This window comes from Phreatobacter sp. GW821-FHT04C01 (assembly GCF_059420385.1).
On record NZ_JBWKTP010000005.1, the window covers coordinates 405649 to 421805 of the forward strand.

General features: G+C 66.8%; 18 protein-coding genes. 10 read left to right on the forward strand and 8 right to left on the reverse strand.

The window, feature by feature from the left end; translation table 11 throughout:
- Window positions 1–152: 152 nt before the first annotated feature.
- From AC07WJ_RS21255 to AC07WJ_RS21280, 6 genes are all read left to right on the forward strand, one after another.
- Window positions 153–818 (forward strand): TetR family transcriptional regulator, encoded by a 666-nt coding sequence (locus tag AC07WJ_RS21255; protein ID WP_494936636.1) that lies wholly within the window; start codon window positions 153–155, stop codon window positions 816–818.
- 91 nt (window positions 819–909) lie between these two features.
- Complete coding sequence (locus AC07WJ_RS21260) at window positions 910–1731, forward strand: ABC transporter permease (RefSeq protein WP_494936637.1); 822 nt, start codon at window positions 910–912, stop codon at window positions 1729–1731.
- A 3-nt stretch (window positions 1732–1734) separates the two neighbouring features.
- Window positions 1735–2799 (forward strand): NAD-dependent epimerase/dehydratase family protein, encoded by a 1065-nt coding sequence (locus AC07WJ_RS21265; RefSeq protein ID WP_494936638.1) that lies wholly within the window; start codon window positions 1735–1737, stop codon window positions 2797–2799.
- Window positions 2786–3631 (forward strand): GNAT family N-acetyltransferase, encoded by an 846-nt coding sequence (locus AC07WJ_RS21270; protein ID WP_494936639.1) that lies wholly within the window; start codon window positions 2786–2788, stop codon window positions 3629–3631. Before AC07WJ_RS21265 ends, AC07WJ_RS21270 begins: the two co-directional genes overlap by 14 nt.
- Window positions 3632–3707: 76 nt before the next feature.
- A complete protein-coding gene (locus AC07WJ_RS21275; RefSeq protein ID WP_494936640.1) occupies window positions 3708–4769 on the forward strand; it encodes a dihydrodipicolinate synthase family protein in 1062 nt (353 codons plus the stop codon).
- Window positions 4766–5548 carry an ABC transporter ATP-binding protein gene (locus AC07WJ_RS21280; RefSeq protein ID WP_494936641.1) on the forward strand — a complete coding sequence of 261 codons (783 nt, stop codon included), beginning with the start codon at window positions 4766–4768 and terminating at the stop codon, window positions 5546–5548. Before AC07WJ_RS21275 ends, AC07WJ_RS21280 begins: the two co-directional genes overlap by 4 nt.
- Before the next feature lie 67 nt (window positions 5549–5615).
- Here AC07WJ_RS21280 and AC07WJ_RS21285 read toward each other — a convergent pair whose 3' ends face one another.
- The 3 genes from AC07WJ_RS21285 to AC07WJ_RS21295 form a co-directional block, all read right to left on the reverse strand.
- Window positions 5616–7019, reverse strand: a complete 1404-nt coding sequence (locus AC07WJ_RS21285; RefSeq protein ID WP_494936642.1) for an amidase — start codon at window positions 7017–7019, stop codon at window positions 5616–5618.
- Window positions 7020–7085: 66 nt separating this feature from the next.
- Window positions 7086–7616: a cupin domain-containing protein gene (locus AC07WJ_RS21290; RefSeq protein WP_494936643.1), complete on the reverse strand. Its 531-nt coding sequence runs from the start codon at window positions 7614–7616 to the stop codon at window positions 7086–7088.
- A gap of 72 nt (window positions 7617–7688) precedes the next feature.
- Window positions 7689–9665 carry an ABC transporter substrate-binding protein gene (locus tag AC07WJ_RS21295; RefSeq protein WP_494936644.1) on the reverse strand — a complete coding sequence of 659 codons (1977 nt, stop codon included), beginning with the start codon at window positions 9663–9665 and terminating at the stop codon, window positions 7689–7691.
- Here AC07WJ_RS21295 and AC07WJ_RS21300 point away from each other — a divergent pair.
- The 3 genes from AC07WJ_RS21300 (at window position 9649) to AC07WJ_RS21310 (ending at window position 12397) form a co-directional block, all read left to right on the forward strand.
- Window positions 9649–10329, forward strand: coding sequence for a TetR family transcriptional regulator (locus AC07WJ_RS21300; protein WP_494936645.1), 681 nt, complete (start codon window positions 9649–9651; stop codon window positions 10327–10329). The genes AC07WJ_RS21295 and AC07WJ_RS21300 overlap by 17 nt on opposite strands.
- A gap of 491 nt (window positions 10330–10820) precedes the next feature.
- The gene (locus AC07WJ_RS21305; protein WP_494936646.1) at window positions 10821–11498 is read left to right on the forward strand and encodes a GntR family transcriptional regulator; all 678 of its coding nucleotides are present in this window, start codon (window positions 10821–10823) and stop codon (window positions 11496–11498) included.
- Window positions 11495–12397, forward strand: coding sequence for a fumarylacetoacetate hydrolase family protein (locus AC07WJ_RS21310; protein ID WP_494936647.1), 903 nt, complete (start codon window positions 11495–11497; stop codon window positions 12395–12397). Before AC07WJ_RS21305 ends, AC07WJ_RS21310 begins: the two co-directional genes overlap by 4 nt.
- 32 nt (window positions 12398–12429) lie before the next feature.
- On the opposite strand, the gene AC07WJ_RS21315 is transcribed toward AC07WJ_RS21310, so the two are convergent.
- Entirely contained in the window at window positions 12430–13236 is an 807-nt protein-coding gene (locus AC07WJ_RS21315) for a DUF72 domain-containing protein (RefSeq protein ID WP_494936648.1), read from the reverse strand.
- A gap of 229 nt (window positions 13237–13465) precedes the next feature.
- Here AC07WJ_RS21315 and AC07WJ_RS21320 point away from each other — a divergent pair, with 229 nt between their 5' ends.
- The gene (locus tag AC07WJ_RS21320; RefSeq protein WP_494936830.1) at window positions 13466–13759 is read left to right on the forward strand and encodes a GYD domain-containing protein; all 294 of its coding nucleotides are present in this window, start codon (window positions 13466–13468) and stop codon (window positions 13757–13759) included.
- Window positions 13760–13778: 19 nt separating this feature from the next.
- Here the strand turns inward: AC07WJ_RS21320 and AC07WJ_RS21325 are convergent, their stop codons facing one another.
- From AC07WJ_RS21325 to AC07WJ_RS21340, 4 genes are all read right to left on the reverse strand, one after another.
- A complete protein-coding gene (locus AC07WJ_RS21325; protein ID WP_494936649.1) occupies window positions 13779–14066 on the reverse strand; it encodes a hypothetical protein in 288 nt (95 codons plus the stop codon).
- The gene (locus AC07WJ_RS21330) at window positions 14063–14611 is read right to left on the reverse strand and encodes a hypothetical protein (RefSeq protein ID WP_494936650.1); all 549 of its coding nucleotides are present in this window, start codon (window positions 14609–14611) and stop codon (window positions 14063–14065) included. The genes AC07WJ_RS21325 and AC07WJ_RS21330 overlap by 4 nt, the downstream gene beginning before the upstream one ends.
- A complete protein-coding gene (locus AC07WJ_RS21335) occupies window positions 14608–15432 on the reverse strand; it encodes a glycoside hydrolase family 19 protein (RefSeq protein WP_494936651.1) in 825 nt (274 codons plus the stop codon). Before AC07WJ_RS21335 ends, AC07WJ_RS21330 begins: the two co-directional genes overlap by 4 nt.
- Window positions 15433–15565: 133 nt before the next feature.
- Window positions 15566–16147 (reverse strand): hypothetical protein, encoded by a 582-nt coding sequence (locus AC07WJ_RS21340; protein ID WP_494936652.1) that lies wholly within the window; start codon window positions 16145–16147, stop codon window positions 15566–15568.
- Between the last annotated feature and the right edge of the window lie 10 nt (window positions 16148–16157).

The window sequence follows — 16157 nt, forward strand, 5'->3', positions numbered from 1 at the left end:
CCTCTGTCGTCGGATCATCGGCCGATCGGGGCCTTGCGCGGCCCAAGATAGCGGCGGGTCGGGACCCCCTGGGTCAGGACGACGGCGACGGTACACAACTAGTTGGTTGAGTGCTAGAGTGAGATTCAGGAAGCGAAACGAGACCGATTACGATGTCGACAATCAATCCCAACACCGCAGCGCCGCTACGGAAGAAGGGTCAGCGCGACCCGGAAGCGACGCAGCGCGCGCTGCTCGCCGCAGCCATTGCCGAATTTGCCGAGAAGGGGCTCGCCGGTGCCCGGATCGACGAGATCGCGCGGCGCTCGGGCGTCAACAAACAGCTCGTCTACCACCATTTCGGCAACAAGGACGACCTCTACCAGGCCGCCCTCGAACAGGTCTATGCCGAGATCCGGACACGCGAGCGCGAACTCAAGCTCGGCGACCTGCCGCCGCTGGCGGCGATGGAAAAGCTCGTCGGCTTCACCTTCGACTATCTTGTCGAGCACCCCGAATTCGTTGCCCTGCTGAATGACGAGAACCGCCAGGCGGCACGCCATGTCGGGCGCTCCAGCCGGCTGCAGGACATGCATTCGCCGCTGATCACGCTCTTGCAGGACACCCTCGACCGCGGCGCGCAGGAGGACGTCTTCCGCACCGATCTCGACCCGCTGAACATCTATATCTCGATCGCCGCCCTCTCCTATTTCTACTTTTCCAACGGCCTGACGCTGTCGGCGATCTTCGGCAGCGATCTGGGGACAGCCAAAGCGGTGGCAGCCCGCCGCCGCCACGTGGTCGCCTTCGCGCTCGGGGCGCTGCGTCCGGTCGCATGATTTAATACAACTGGTTGGTTGACAACAACACGAAGTGTTTCTAGCTTCCAGGCAAATCCGCGACTGAGCCGGATATCGACGAGAGGGATCCATGCTGACCGGTCCGGATCAGAACGCAACAGCCGAGGCCGATGCCGCCGCGACCCGCCGGGCCGACCGACGTGCCCTCGCGCAGCGCTGGGCCGCAGTGGTGGCGGTCCATGTCGCCCTGGTCCTCGCCTGGCAATTCGGGGTGCGCGCCACCTCGCTCCCGGCCTTCGTGCTGCCGGCTCCGACCGACATCCTGGCGACGCTGGCCAAGGGCAATTACGCGTGGCGCGCCAATACCCTGGTGACGGCGGCCGAGATCCTCGGCGGCTTCGCGCTCGCGACCACCGCCGGCGTCGTGCTGGCATTGATGTTCTCCTGGTCGCGGCTCCTGACGCTGGCGGTGTTTCCGCTGCTGGTCACCCTCAACATGATCCCCAAGGTGGCGCTCGGCCCGCTGGTCATCGTCTGGTTCAGCTACGGCATCGGCACCAATATCCTGATCACCTTCAGCCTGTGCTTCTTCCCGATCCTGCTCACCACGCTGCGCGGCCTGCAGGAGGTCGAGCCGGACCTGCTCGATCTCGTCCGCTCGCTCAAGGGCTCGCGCTGGAAGGTCTTCCGCTACATCCAGCTGCCGGGGTCATTGCCCTATATCTTCTCCGGCATGAAGGTCGCGGCGATCCTGGCGGTCGCCGGCGCGGTGGTCGGTGAGTTCATCGCCTCCGAGCGCGGCCTCGCCTATCTGATGATCCAGGTGCAAGCGTCCCTCGATACCCCGGCCATGTTCATGGCCGTGCTGCTCCTGACCCTCATCGGCATCGCTCTCTATCTCGTCGTGCTGGTGGCCGAGCGCCTCTTCGTGCCGCGCGATGCAAGGAAATAGACCATGACCGATATCGCGAACGCCGCAACCGACTGGCTCGACCCGTCCAACCTGCCCGACCGCTTCGATACGAGCGACGAGATCGATGCCTTCATGGCCCGTCCGAGTCGGGCCCTGGCCGACGATCTCGCCGCCCTCGACGGCGACATCATGATCCTCGGCGTCGGCGGCAAGATGGGACCGACGCTCGCGCGGCTCGCCCGCAATGCCGCCCCGGACAAGCGTGTCATCGGCGTGGCCCGGTTCAGCGAGAAGGGCCTGCGCGACAGCCTCGAGCACCACGGCGTCGAGACCATCGCCTGCGACCTGCTCGACCGCGGCGCGGTCGAGGCCCTGCCCAAGGCCAAGAACATCATCCTGATGGCCGGCCGCAAATTCGGTGCCGCCGGCGACCAGCCGCTCACCTGGGCGATGAATGTACACGTGCCCGCGCTGGTCGCCGAAGCCTTCCAGCGCTCGCGCATCGTCACCTTCTCCACCGGCTGCGTCTACCCGTTCGTCGCTGTCGACAGCCAGGGCTCGACCGAGGACAGCGTGCTGACCCCGCCTGGCGAATATGCCAATTCCTGCATCGGCCGGGAGCGACTGGTGAGCTATTTCTCGGGCGTTCACCAGACGCCCGGCCGGCTGTTCAGGCTCAACTATGCCATCGACCTGCGCTATGGCGTGCTGTTCGACATCGCCAGCGCCGTGCGTGACGGCCAGCCGATCGACGTCACCATGGGCCATGTCAACGTCATCTGGCAGGGCGACGCCAATGCCCAGGCACTGCGCGCGCTCCGGCAGGCGACGGTGCCGGCCTCGCCGCTCAACGTCACGGGTCCGGAGACCATTTCGGTGCGCTGGCTTGCCCGCATGTTCGGCGAGAAGCTCGGCAGGACGCCGATCGTGACCGGCGAGGAAGCCCCGACCGCCTGGCTCAACAATGCCGCCGAGGCGGCCCGGCTGTTCGGCTATCCGCAAGTGCCGCTCGCCCGCATGATCGATTGGGTCGCCGACTGGGTCGCCCGTGCCAAGCCCGGCCTCGGCAAGCCAACTCATTTCGAGGTGCGGGATGGCGCCTACTGACCCCATCGCCATCGATCGCCTGGACATCACCGCGCTGGCCGCCGCCGGCCGGCTGTCGGAACAGGCCGGCTGGAACCAGTCGGCGGAGGACTGGCGCATCTTTTTCGACCAGGGCGCGGTGTTCGGCGTCGCGGGCGAAGGCGGCCCGGTCGCCACCGGCGCCATCCTGGCCTTCGGCGGCTTCGGCTGGATCAGCATGGTGCTGGTTTCGGCCACCGAGCGCGGACGCGGTCTCGGCACCGCCATTCTCCGTCGCTGCATGGCGGAACTGGCCTTGCTCAATTGCCTGCCGGTGCTGGATGCCACGCCACAGGGCGAGCGCATCTACGGTCCCCTCGGCTTCCTGCCGCAGTTCCCGCTCTGGCGCTGGCGCGGTGAAGGCAGAATGGCCGGAGATCCGCGTGACGCGGGCCCTGCCCGCCCAGCCGGGCCGGAGGATCTCGGAACCATCGTCGCGGCCGATGCGAGAGCTTTCGGCGCGCCGCGCCGGCGGCTGCTGTCCGGCCTGATGCAGCGTGCGCCGGCGCAGGCGCTGGTGCTGAAGGACGGCGCGGGCTTCGTGCTGGCGCGGCCCGGGCGCCTCGCCTTGCAGATCGGACCGCTGGTCGCCCCGGACGAAGCGGCCGGGCTCACACTGCTCAAGGCCGCGCTCGACCGGACCCAGGGTCCTGTCGTCCTGGACGTGCCGGAAGCCTGGGACGGCATCGCGGCCCATCTCACCGCGTCGGGCTTCCACAGGGAACGCCCCTATCTGCGCATGGCGCTCGGGCGAGACCGCCCTTTCGGCGAGCCTGGGCGGACCTTCGCCATCGCCGGACCGGAACTTGGCTGAAACCGGCCCGGGCATTTGCCCGGGCCTTGGCATGACTTCGTGGCGCCTGGCGCCGGATCAGGAGAATGAGGGGTCCATGGGTCTTCACCGTCACGCCATCCCTGAGGCGATCAGGACCGTCATTTCAGGCGGCACCGCGATTCCCGCCCATCCGCTGGCGCTCGATGCCGCACGGCGCTTCGACCGCCGCCGCCAGCGCGCCCTGACCCGCTATTACCTGGACGCCGGCGTCGGCGGCCTCGCGGTCGGCGTCCACACCACCCAGTTCGAGATCCGCGACGTCGGCCTCTACGAGCCGGTGCTGTCGGCCGCCATGGAAGACGCCAGGGCCTGGACCGACCGGCCGCTCGCCATGATCGCCGGTGTCTGTGGCCGCACCGAACAGGCGGTCAATGAGGCCAGGCTCGCGGTCTCGCTCGGCTACTCCGCCGGCCTTCTGAGCCTTGCCGCGATGAAGGGCGCCGACAACGCCGCCCTCATCGCCCATTGCCGGCGCGTCGCCGAGGAAATCCCGCTGGTTGGCTTCTATTTGCAGCCGGCCGTCGGCGGCATGGATCTCGACGCCGATTTCTGGCGCGAGTTCTGCGCCATCGACAATGTGGTGGCGGTGAAAGCGGCGCCGTTCAACCGCTACCGCACCATGGATATCGTGCGCGGCCTGGTGGCGGCGCGGGCCGAGGAGCGCGTCACGCTCTATACCGGCAATGACGATCATATCGTGCTCGACCTGCTGACCCCCTTCGTCGCCATGCGCGAGGGCCAGCCTGTCACCGTCCGCTTCCGGGGCGGCCTGCTCGGCCACTGGTCGGTCTGGACCAAGGGCGCGGTGGACCTGCTGAACCGGCTGAAGCATGCCGCCGCCGAGCCGGCGGTGTCGGCCGAACTGCTGGCACTCGACGCCCGGGTGACCGATTGCAACGCCGCCTTCTTCGATGTCGCCAATAATTTCCACGGCTGCATCGCAGGCTGTCACGAGGTGCTGCGTCGCCAGGGGCTCATGGAAGGCATCTGGTGCCTCAACCCGCAAGAAGGCCTCAGCCCCGGCCAGTCCGAACTGATCGACCGGGTCGCCAAGGAACATGCCGACCTCGCCGACGACGCCTTCGTCGCGGCCAATCTGGAGCGCTGGCTGTCATGACATCGGCGACCCTGGAAGCCGAACCGCTGATCCGCCTGCGCGACGTCAGCAAGTCCTATTCGACCGGCGGCCGCCGCTTCGTCGCCGTGTCCAATGTCACCATGGATGTCCGCGAGGGCGACATGGTGGCGCTGGTCGGCCCGTCCGGCTGCGGCAAGACCACCGTCTTGAAGATCCTCGCCGGGCTGCATGACGCCGACGAAGGTGAGGTCCGGATCGGCAGCGGCACGACCGCCTTCACGCCCGGCCGCGACGTCGGCATGGTGTTCCAGCAGGCTCTGCTGCTGAAATGGCGGACCGTGCTGGAAAACGTCATGCTGCCGGCCGAGATCCTCGATCTGCCGCACGAGGCAGCCAAGGCGCGCGCCCGCGAGCTGATCAGGATGGTCGGGCTTGCCGGCTTCGAGGACAAATACCCCTATGAGCTCTCCGGCGGCATGCAGCAGCGCGCGGCGATCGCCCGCGCGCTGGTTCATGACCCGAAGCTCATCCTGATGGACGAGCCGTTCGGCGCGCTCGACGCGCTCACGCGCGAGAAGATGAACCTGGAAATGCTGCGCATCTGGCGCGAGAGCGGCAAGACCATCCTGTTCGTCACCCATTCGATCCAGGAAGCGGTGTTCCTCGGCGCCCGCTGCGCGGTGCTGACCGCCGGCCCGGCCCGCATGGCCGATTATTTCGACATCGACCTGCCAGCCGACCGTGCCCTGGACATCAAGACCACCGACGCCTTCGGCCACTATGTGAAGCGGATCTACGGACTGCTCGGCTTCGATTGACGGCCCGCGGTTCGGCCACAGGCACCCGCGGCTTGTCATCGATCGACGCCGATGCAGGCTCCCGCCCCTAAACGATCGGCGGTCGTCTCGCCGGCCCATGCAAGTGCTCGAGCAGCGCCGCGACATCCAGAATGCGCGGCTCGGCGAACCATGGTCCGACCAGTTGCAGGCCGACCGGCAGCCCGTCGGCGGTCAGGCCGGCGGGCACGGATGCTGCGGGATGGCCCGTCAGGTTGAACGGATAGAGCGGCGCCGCCCATTCCGCATACATGGCGGTCTCGATGGAGCCGCCGGCATCGACCCGCGTCGGCGGCGCGATCATGGTCGGGGTCGCGATGATGTCGAAACGTTCGAACAGCCGCTGGACCGACCGGAACAGCGTCGTGCGCTTGTCGCCGGCCCGCTGCCATTCGACCGATGAATAGAGTGCCCCCCGTGCGATGCTGGTGCGCAGGCTCTCGGTCATCGCCTCGCCTGCGCGTTCCGCCAGCGGTCCAAGGCGCGTCGCATGCGCCGTCGTCGCCAGCACGACATAGGTCTCGAAGACGTCGTCGAAACAGGGATCGTGCAGCTCTTCGACCGAGGCTCCCTCGGCCGCGAGCGCCATCACCGCGGCGCGGGTCAGCCGGGCCACCTCCGGATCGGTCCGGTAGCGCCCGAAATTCTCGATCCAGCCGATGCGCAGGCCCTTGGCAGCCTGGTCCGCGACCGGCGCCCGCAGGTCCGACGTCGGGGCCCCGATCGAATAGGGATCACTCGCCAAAGGCCCTGACATGGTCGACAAGAGCAGCGCCACGTCGCCCGCACTGCGCGCCATCGGCCCGACAAAGGCAAAATTGGCGAAACCGTCGGGCATCACCTCGTTGGGAATGCGCCCGAGCGTCGCCTTGATGCCCGAGACCCCGGTGCAGGAGGCCGGGCAGCGGATGGAGCCGCCGCCATCGGTGCCGACGGCGAGCGGCGCGATGCCGCAAGCCAGCGCCGCGCTGGCCCCGCCGCTGGAGCCGCCCGGCGTATGATCAAGGCTCCAGGGGTTGCGCGTGATGCCGTGAAGCGGGCTGTCGGTGAGCACCTTGTGGGCGAATTCCGGCAAGGTGGTCTTGCCGATCATGATGGCGCCGGCCGCCTTGATGCGCGCCACGACCGCGGCATCCGCCGCCGCCACGACGTCGGCCGCCGCCCGCGAGCCGTTGCGGAGCGCCAGCCCCTCGACCGCGACATTGTCCTTGATGGTGATAGGCACGCCGTGCAGGGGCCCGAGCGGCCCGCCCGTCATCACCGCCGCCTCGGCCGCACGCGCCGCCGCGCGCGCGGCGTCGGCGGTCAATTCGGCGAACATGTTGAGCTTCGGCTCCAGCCGGCCGGCCCGGTCGAGGATGGCATCGACCACCTCGACGGGCGAGATTTTGCGGGCTGCGACCAGCGTCGCCACGTCGGTCGCGGAGAGATTGCAGAGGTCGTCACTGGCCATGTCGTCGAATGCCGCTCGCGGTTGCCGGTCTCACTCAGGTCCTGATGATTTCAAGCTGAATTCATTTCAGGTCTTGGCAATTTCGATGATCTTGCCCTTATCGTCGAGATCGAAGCCTTTCTCGCGCACCGCGTCCATCACGTTGCCGATCCATTCCACCCGGCCCGGATCGGTACCGCCGACGATGGCCAGCATCAGCGCTTCGTGGTCGCTGTCGTTGCGGAAGCCGCGCATGACGCCGACCGGCACCGAGATCACGTCATACTGGCCGAGCGTGAGCTCGTTTTCGCCCTGGTCGCCCCATTGCACCGACCAGGTGCCGGTCAACGGCATGAAGACCTCGACGGTCTTGTGGTTGTGCAGGCCTGTGCCCTTGGATGGGCCGGCCTTGATGATCGACAGATGAAAGCCTTCGACCGCGGTGATCGGCGTCTTGGCATTGGCGTCCTCGAGCACACCGCCGCCGATAATGGTGAAGATCTCGCGCTGGAACTGCGGCAGGACGGCATCGATCAACGGCCGGCTGCTGGGGGTGAGGTTCTTGAAGATCGCGACGCGCTTCAGCATCTCGTCTTTGCTGACCTGGAGATTGGCCATGATATCGGCTCCTGTCGGAAGGATGAGGATGAATGGGGGAGGAATTCGACGGGCAAGGGCCCTTGCCCCGGTCTAGCGTTTCTCGATGTTCCAATAGGCTAGAAAAACCGAGTCCAGCACGCCGGTGACATTCGGCCGGTAGGCGTTGGCGACATCGAACTGGCCGGCCGGAACATAGGGAATGAACTGCCACAGGCGCTGCTGGAAGGCTTCGAACGCCGCGATGCGTGTGGCATCGTCGGGAGCCGCCAGGAACTTTTGGCGCAGCGCCTCACCCACGTCGTCGCACGGGAAACCCGGCCAGCTCTTGCCGGCGCAGGCAAGATCCAGCGAGACGTTCATCAATGGATGGAACCAGGAACTGCCGACGGCATAATAGGGGAACAGGTGATAGCCACCACTGGCGATCGGCTTGTCGCGTGCATTGATGCGCTGGAGCATGCCGGCGAAATCGGTCATCTGGACGTCGACATTGACGCCCGCCTCCTGCAGCCGGCGGGCCAGAACCTGGGTCATGGCATTGATCGGGGCGAGCTGTGGCGTACCAAGCAGGACGATCGGCTCGCCGCGATAGCCGGCCTCGGCCAGCAATTGCCTGGCTTTGGCGATATCGGCCTTGCGATAAGGCTCCGAGCCCGCTTCGGTGCCCAAGGTCGAACCGCAGACGCTGAAGGAATGGCAGGCGCTCCACTTGCCGTCGTCACCAGCCACCGCCGGCATCATCTCGTCCTGATCGACCAGCAGGGCGAGCGCCTGGCGCGCCCTGACGTCGTTGAACGGCGGCAACTGGAAATTGGGACGGATGAAAGCGACCGACGGCAGCGACGCGGTGCGGCGCACGGTGATCCCCCGGCGCACCAGGAAGGATCTCAGATCAGGGCCGACCGCCTCCCAGAAATCCGCCTCGCCGGCGACCAGCGCGCTCGCCGCGGTCGTCGCATCGGGCATGATGGTCCAGACGACGCGGTCGACCTTCACCACCCGCGCGCCGGCAAGCCCATCCGCCGGCTCGGCGCGTGCGACATAGTCCGGGTTTCGCTCGAACACCACGCGGCTGCCTTCGCGCCGCTCGCTCGCGACATAACGGAACGGCCCCGACCCGACGGGATTGAGCAGCGGCACCGAGGCAGGGCGGCGCGCGTCGGTCTCGCGCATGATGGCGGCGATCGGCGCACCGGGCCCGGCCAGCATGAACTCGACCAGGCCGAATTTCTGATTGAGACCCAGGGTGAATGTGAGATCGTCGACAACCGCCATCGAGGCGACGCGCAATTTCAGCTGCTCGCCGATCGAAGTGCCGGTCATCCAGCGCTCGAGCGAGGCAACGACATCACGCGTGGTCACGGGGCTGCCGTCATGGAATTTCAGGCCGGAGCGCAAGGTGAAGGTGTAGGTCAGTCCGTCAGGGCTGACGACATGCTTCTCCACCATCATCGGCTTCGGCGCGAGATTGCCGTCGAGCGCGAACAAGGTGTCGAAGACCATCTGCGCATAGATGCGCGAGATCAGGTTGGCGCCGCGGGTCGGGTCGAGCTCCGAGACATCTGCGCTCGGCACCACCCGCAGGATGCGGCGGGCGTCCTGGGCGGCGCCGGGCGCCGTCACGAGCATGATGCCGAGGGCCGCGCCCAAGGCCGCTTTCAAGGCATATCCGAGATGTGCGGAGAGCTTCATGCGATCCCGCCTGTTGCTTGTGACAGTGGACTTGAAACCGTCTCCTGCCCTGCTGTCGGGCATTGAACGCACGCCATAGTCATTCGCAAACTTTCGTGAGTCAATCATCCGGCTGGCTGATTCGTGGAAAATTGCACTATGCTGCGAAGCAGCAAGCGGAGACGGCCGTGCCGGCTCACGGCCAGCCCGGCCGCGGCTTTCAGGTGCTTGGATATCGCGGTCAGATACCTTATCCGTCGCAGCGCGGGCCGGAACTTGCCAGGCGGAGCCGGAACGGATTGGAGTGCTGGAGCCGATGGCGCGAAACATCTCGAACGAACGAACCAAATCGCCGCCGATTTCGCCGACACGCCGGCGGGTGCCGTCGAACGGCACGCGCGATCCCGAGCGCACGCGCCGCAACCTGCTGGATGCCGCCTATCGGGAATTCTCGATCGCCGGCTATCACGGCGCCAGCATCGAGAAGATCTGCAAGCGTGCCGGCGTCAGCAAGCAGATCCTGTCGCACCATTTCGGCTCGAAGGAAAACGTCTACCTGACCGTGCTGGAGAGCGCCTATGAGGCGTCGCGCTCACACGATCCCGAGCTCGACCTCGACGTGCTCGATCCGGTGGAAGCCATGCGCCAGCTCGTCTGCTTCTCGTTCGACCACCTGCGTGGCAACCGCGCCTTCGTCAGCCTGCTGGGCGACGAGAACGTCCACAAGGGCAAGCACATCAAGCGCTCGAAGAAGCTGCGCGATATCTATGCCCCGCTGATCGCCAAGATCGCGCTGATCTTGCAGCGCGGCGAAGAGGCCGGGGTGTTCCGCCGCGGCATCGACCCCTATCAGCTCTACATCTCGATCAGCGGTCTCTGCTTCTTCTATTTCTCCAATGCCTACACGCTGTCGACCGCGCTCGATGTCGAGTTGATGGACAACGACATGCTGAACGCCCGGCGCGAGCATGTGCTGGCCTTCGTCATGTCGGGCCTCGGCGTGCCCTCGCCCGATGATCCTGTCGCGCGGAAGGCCGACGCCCTGCCCGCCACGACCTGATCCCGTCGCGATCAAGTCCGCGGCTCGGCGATTGAGATCCCACCATTCGATGGGCGCGGCAAAGCTTTGCGCAGACGTCTTCGGTGGCGGATATCCCGATGGTTCTGACCTGGTCGGCGTTGCGCTGATGGGCCCCGGCGGAAACTACCGATTGCGGTCGCGCGTACGCGGAATGGCCGTTCTCTGCGGGCAATCGGGCAAAATTCGTGGATGGCCGGGACAAGCCCGGCCAGGACGAGAAGAGCCTTCAAGGCAGCACTCTGGATCGACCGTCACTCGACCCGTGCCGCAGCCGAGGACAGGCTGAGGTCCACACATCGTCTTGCCCGGGCTTGTCCCGGGCATCCACGACTTGACCGATCTGAAATCAGCCCTTTGCGCCACGATACTGGTCCGCCCCGACGAAAGGCCCGTGCTCGCGGTAGCGGATCAAGGGCCGCAACCGGCCTCGCCGCCTTGTGCCCTTCGCATTTTTGTATACAAATACAAAAATGATCCTGGAAATCCCCTCCCGCCCCTATCTTCGGGAAGATGTCTACGAGACGCTGCGCGAGCACCTGATCGGGCTGGCGGCCGATCTCGACGCGCCGCTGCGGCTGCGCGAGGAGGAGTTGGCCCGCGCGCTCGGCGTCAGCCGGACGCCGGTGCGTGAAGCGCTGCGCCGGCTGGAGCAGGACGGCTTCGTGACGTTTGAGCCGCGGCGCGGCGCCCGGCTGATGCCCACGACGCTCAAGGAATTTCTCGACTGGCTCGACATCCGCGAAATGCTCGAGGGGCTGGCCGCCCGCCTCGCAGCGACCCGGGCAACCGATGCCGACTGCGCGGCGTTGGCGGCGATCTTCGCCGATTTCGATGATGCCAGCGTCGTCTCGCGCGCCGACGCCTATGCCACGGCCAATGCGGCGTTCCACGCCCGGATCGTCGCCATGGCCGGCAACGAACTGCTGGCCCGCACCTGGAATTCGTTCGGCCATATGAAAATGGCCGGCCTGCGCTTCATCGAGAGGCTGAAGCGCGGCCCGCATTCGCTCGGCGAGCATCGCCTGATCATCGCCGCCATCACGCGCCGCGACCCGGATGCGGCCGAAGCCCTGTCACGCGCCCATGTCCGCTCGCTGCGCGACGACGCCCGTTCTCAACTCACCTCGTTCCTGCCGGAGACCCCATGAAATTCGTAACCTTCTCGATGACCGATGGCGCCCATCTCGGCCTCGTCGACGCCGATCGCCAGGTGATCGACCTGACTGCCGCCTGGCCAGCCGTATCGACGGCCAGCGCACCCCGTGATGTCGCGGATCTGGCCCTGCTCGGTGCCGAGGGCCTGATGATCACGGCCGAGATCGCCAAGGTGGCGAACGCCCCGCGGCTTGACCTGGCGAACCTGACGCTGCTGGCGCCGGTTCCGCGGCCGGCCCGCAACGTCTTCTGCGTCGGCCGCAACTACAAGGACCATATCGACGAGGGATTGCGCGCCCAGGGGCTGGCGCCAAAGCCGCTGCCTGAAGCGCCCGAGTTCTTCACCAAGAGCCCGGCCGCGGTCGTCGCCCATGGCGACACCGTGCCGGTTCACGCCAAGGCGACCAAGCGCCTGGATTATGAGGTGGAGCTTGCCGTCATCATCGGCCGGCGCGGCATCGACATTCCACGCGCCCAGGCGATGGACCACGTCTTCGGCTATACCATCGCCAATGACGTGACCGGCCGCGACCTGCAGCGCCGGCACGGCCAGTGGTTCAAGGGCAAGAGCCTGGACCGGTCCTGCCCGCTCGGCCCGGTGGTGGTACACCGTTCGGTCATCGGCGACACGCCGGACCTCACCATCCGCATGCGGATCAATGGCGAATTGCGCCAGGACAGCCGCACCAGCCGGATGATCTTCGACATCCCCGCGATCATCGAGCAATTGTCGCTCGGCATGGCGCTGGAGCCGGGCGACATCATCGCCACCGGCACGCCGTCGGGCGTCGGCTATGCCATGGAGCCGCCGCGCGCGCTTGGCGTCGGCGACCGCATGGAGGCCGAGATCGAAGGCATCGGCAGCCTCGTCAACGTGATCGCGGCCGACTGACCGGCCGACCGCGCCCCATGATCGACCGGCGCCTAAAGCCGGTCGATCAACGCCATGGCGGCGGCCGGCGCCTTCGGCTTGAAACCGTTGATCATGTAGACGAAGACCTCGCGGGAGGCCGGCGGTTTGGCCTCCGGCTTGCCGACGGGCTTGAGATCGGCGGGCGCGCCGCCCTCGGCCCAGGCCTTGGCGCGTTTCGCCCAGGCATCGAGCGCCGCCTTGCCATAACCGAACTCCTCCGCTTCGGAAGCGTTTTGCAGGCGGGCATAAACGAAGGGCGCGGTGACGTCGGCGATGCTGGGGTAATCTGGACTGTCGGCGAAGATGACGCAGACGCCATAGCCGCGCGCCAGATCGATGAAATCAGGCGCCTTGAAACTGTCGTGACGCACCTCGACGGCATGGCGAATGGTGTGGCCGTCGACCGTCTTCGGCAGCAGTTTCAGGAAAGCCTCGAAATCTGCCGGGTCGAACTTCTTGGTCGCCATGAACTGCCAGTTGATCGGGCCGAGCTTTTCCTTGAGCTCGGTGACGCCGCTGGTCAGGAAACGCTCGATCGACGGGCCGGCCTCGGCCAGCACGCGCCGGTTGGTGGTGAAACGCGAGCCCTTCAGCGCGAAGACGAAACCATCCGGCGTCTCCGCGCGCCAGCGAGCAAAGCTCTCCGGCTTTTGCGAGCCGTAATAGGTGCCGTTGATCTCGATCGAGGTCACCTTGCTCGCGGCATATTCGAGCTCGCGCTTCTGCGCGAGGCCGGCCGGATAAAAGGTTTCCCGCCAGGGTTCGAAGGTCCACCCGCCGATGCCGACGCGCACCTTGGTTTCTGTCTTGGCCGGCATGCCGCCTCCCCGCTTCGATGTCTTGGCCGATCATCCGGCAGGAGACACCAGCCCGGCAAGAGCCGCATTCCGTTTTCTGCGATGGCGGCGCCGGCCACCCAGGATGACCGGTTGGACCGTGTGGCAACAGGTCGAGGGTGCTATGATGCCGGCTTGATCGCCGGTGAGCCGCATTCCAAGCGATCCCAAGGCCTTCCAGCCGCTGACCGGCGATCGGGAGGACTGCGCCATGACCACCTATATCATGTTGTGCAACTGGACCCAGCAGGGCGTCAGCAAGGCCAGGGATTCGGCCACCCGGCTGGACACCGCCAAGACACTGCTCGCCGACATGGGCGGCGAGTTCAAATCCTTCTTCATGACCATGGGCCGGTTCGATCTCGTCATCGTCTACGAGGCCCCCGACGACGCCATCGCAGCGCGTTTCACGCTGCAGCTCGGCATGCTCGGCAATGTCCGCAGCGAAACGCTGAAGGCCTTCCCGGAGGCGGCCTATCGCGAGATCATCCGCTCGCTCGGCTAGGCGCGACGGCCCGACGCCTTCACGGAGCCCTCGGCCGGCCATTGCCCTCCAGGATCTGCCTGATCACCCGGATGTCGCCCTTGATGGTGGCGACATCCTCTGTGGTGCGGTCGAGCCGGCCTTCGACGGCATCGAGGCGGCGGGTGACCCGCCCTTCACGGTCGCGGATGTCGGCCTGGATGCGCGCGTCCTCCGCCTTCAGGTCGCGGACATCGGCCTGGAGCCAGATCCCCGTCGCGCCGACCATGCAGAGGGTGGCCAGGATCGACCAGATATTGATTTCGGGGTTGATCCGCACCGGCCTCACCGCCCTCTCCCGAATTTCAGCGCCGGCAGCACCTCCTTCACGGTATGGCCGCCGTGAAAGACGATCAGCCAGACCGTGGTGACGGTGCCCCAGGCGCCGATCAGCTCGGTCAGCGGCACCAAGGTCTTCACCCCCCAATTGCCGCCAAAGATGCCGGTCAGCCCGATCACCGACCAGCCGCCCCAGACGATGACCTGAATGGCGATGCGCATGGCCTGCCAGGCGGTGAACCCGCGGGCGATCTCGGCGGCCTGGGCCTCGCTCACCCGCTGGGCCTCGATCTGCCAGAGCCGGACGATCTCGCCGGCGCGGGCCTCGGCCGTGGCGAGCCTGGCCGCGGCATCCGGATCGGTGTCGATCGCCGCCCCGACTGCGGCCGGCGTCGCGTCGGTGCCGAGCGTCTCCGCGACCACCTCCAGGGCCTTGCCGGCGAGCGAGCCGGCAAGGGACCCGGCCGGACCGCCAATGGCCGTTCCGATCAACCCGCCGATGACGGGCGCGCCGGCGGCGGCGATCTTTTTGGCGATAGCGTCGAGTGTGCTCATTCGCCGGCTCCCTGGGCTGCGTTGAGGGCAAAGGCCTTGGCGGCGCGGTTCTGCGACCAGGCGCGCCAGGCAAGGAAGGCGAAGGCCCCGCCGAAGACGAGGGCGATGACAAAGGCGGCCGCGATGGACGAGTTGTCGGCCGGCGCTGCGGGTTTCGGGGCGACGCTGGCCCCCGCGCCGGCCGTCGCCGCCCCTGCCGCGCCCGTGGCCGTCCGGGCCGCCGAGCGCCTGGCGGTCGTCGCCTGCACCTGGATCTCGATCACGGCCTCGGCGCCCGGGCGGCCCTGCAGCGCGGCCTTCGCGCGGATCAGCCTGGCCTGCCGGTCGGCCAGGCCGTTGAAACCGCCATTGATCCGTTTGGTGACGGCCCGGACGTCGTCCTTGTCGGCGAAGGCGTTGAGACCGCGAGAACCCCAATAGGCAATCGCCGTGCGGGCGCTGATGTCCGGCTCGGCCGCGCGCTCCGGCGAGCGCTCCAGGTCGATGCCGATCCTGCCACCGAACAATCGGTAGTTCGCCCGTCCGGTCAGCTGGAAGATGCCGCGGCCGCGATAGCGCGCGCCGTCGCCGCGCTGCGTATTGCCGAGGTCGCGCCGGCCGTCATAACGGTCGAAATAGCCGGAGCCGCCATATTCGACCAGGGTCCTGAAGCCGTCGCTTTCATGCGCGGCCTGGGCCAGGAAATGCGCGGCGCGCAGATCGGTGGTGATGGCGCCGGCGGGAAAGGCCGCGGTCAAGGCCGGGCCGAGATGGTCGATGATGCCGGCATTCGCCACAGGCGAAATGCGCCGCAGCGTCGCGGCGGTGACCGTGATCGTCATGGTTGAGGCTCGTGTGTGTGGGTTTGGCGGGCGAAGCCCAAACGCAAGGCGCAAGCGCACATGCGACTGCGATCCCCGCCGCAAGAGCGGCGGGGACGGAGTGGTCCATGCTCGTGGCGATCAGCTCAGCGCGTCAAACGCTTGGCGCGAGAAGAACGGCAGTCCGATTCATCCCGAAGGCGTTAATGCAAACCTCCCGCAAATCGCCAAACTGCGCGCCATCATGCGCAAGTTGCGGCGAGTCTTCGAACACCTTCCGCATCCGCGGCGGTTGGGCGGCCAACCAAGCGAGAATGACGTCGGCCTCCCCGTCATTGGCCCGTTGCCACAGGTCCGTCTTATTGGTCCGGTCAACGGCCGACCGGGCCGCGAGTGCCGCGACCTGTGCCTCGAGGTCGGCGACGCGAGCCGCAGCGGTTGCCGCTGCCGACGCGGCGGAGGCCTCGATATCGGCTTTGTCAGCAGCAGCCGCATCGCGAGCCGCGTTCGCCGCATCCCGATCGGTTTCAGTCTGTGTAATCCGCAATTGCATGGCCGAGATCTGCCCGATACTGGCGGCATGATCCGGCAAGACGCTCGCGAAGTCCTCTTCATTGACGTTGACGGAGGGCCCCATGATCTGGGTGCCGTCGACGTATCGCTCGGTCTGTTGGAATGAGTGAACGAGTTCTCGCGTCGTCTCGTCGATCACAATTTTCAGATTGATCTTGTTCATAACAATTCTC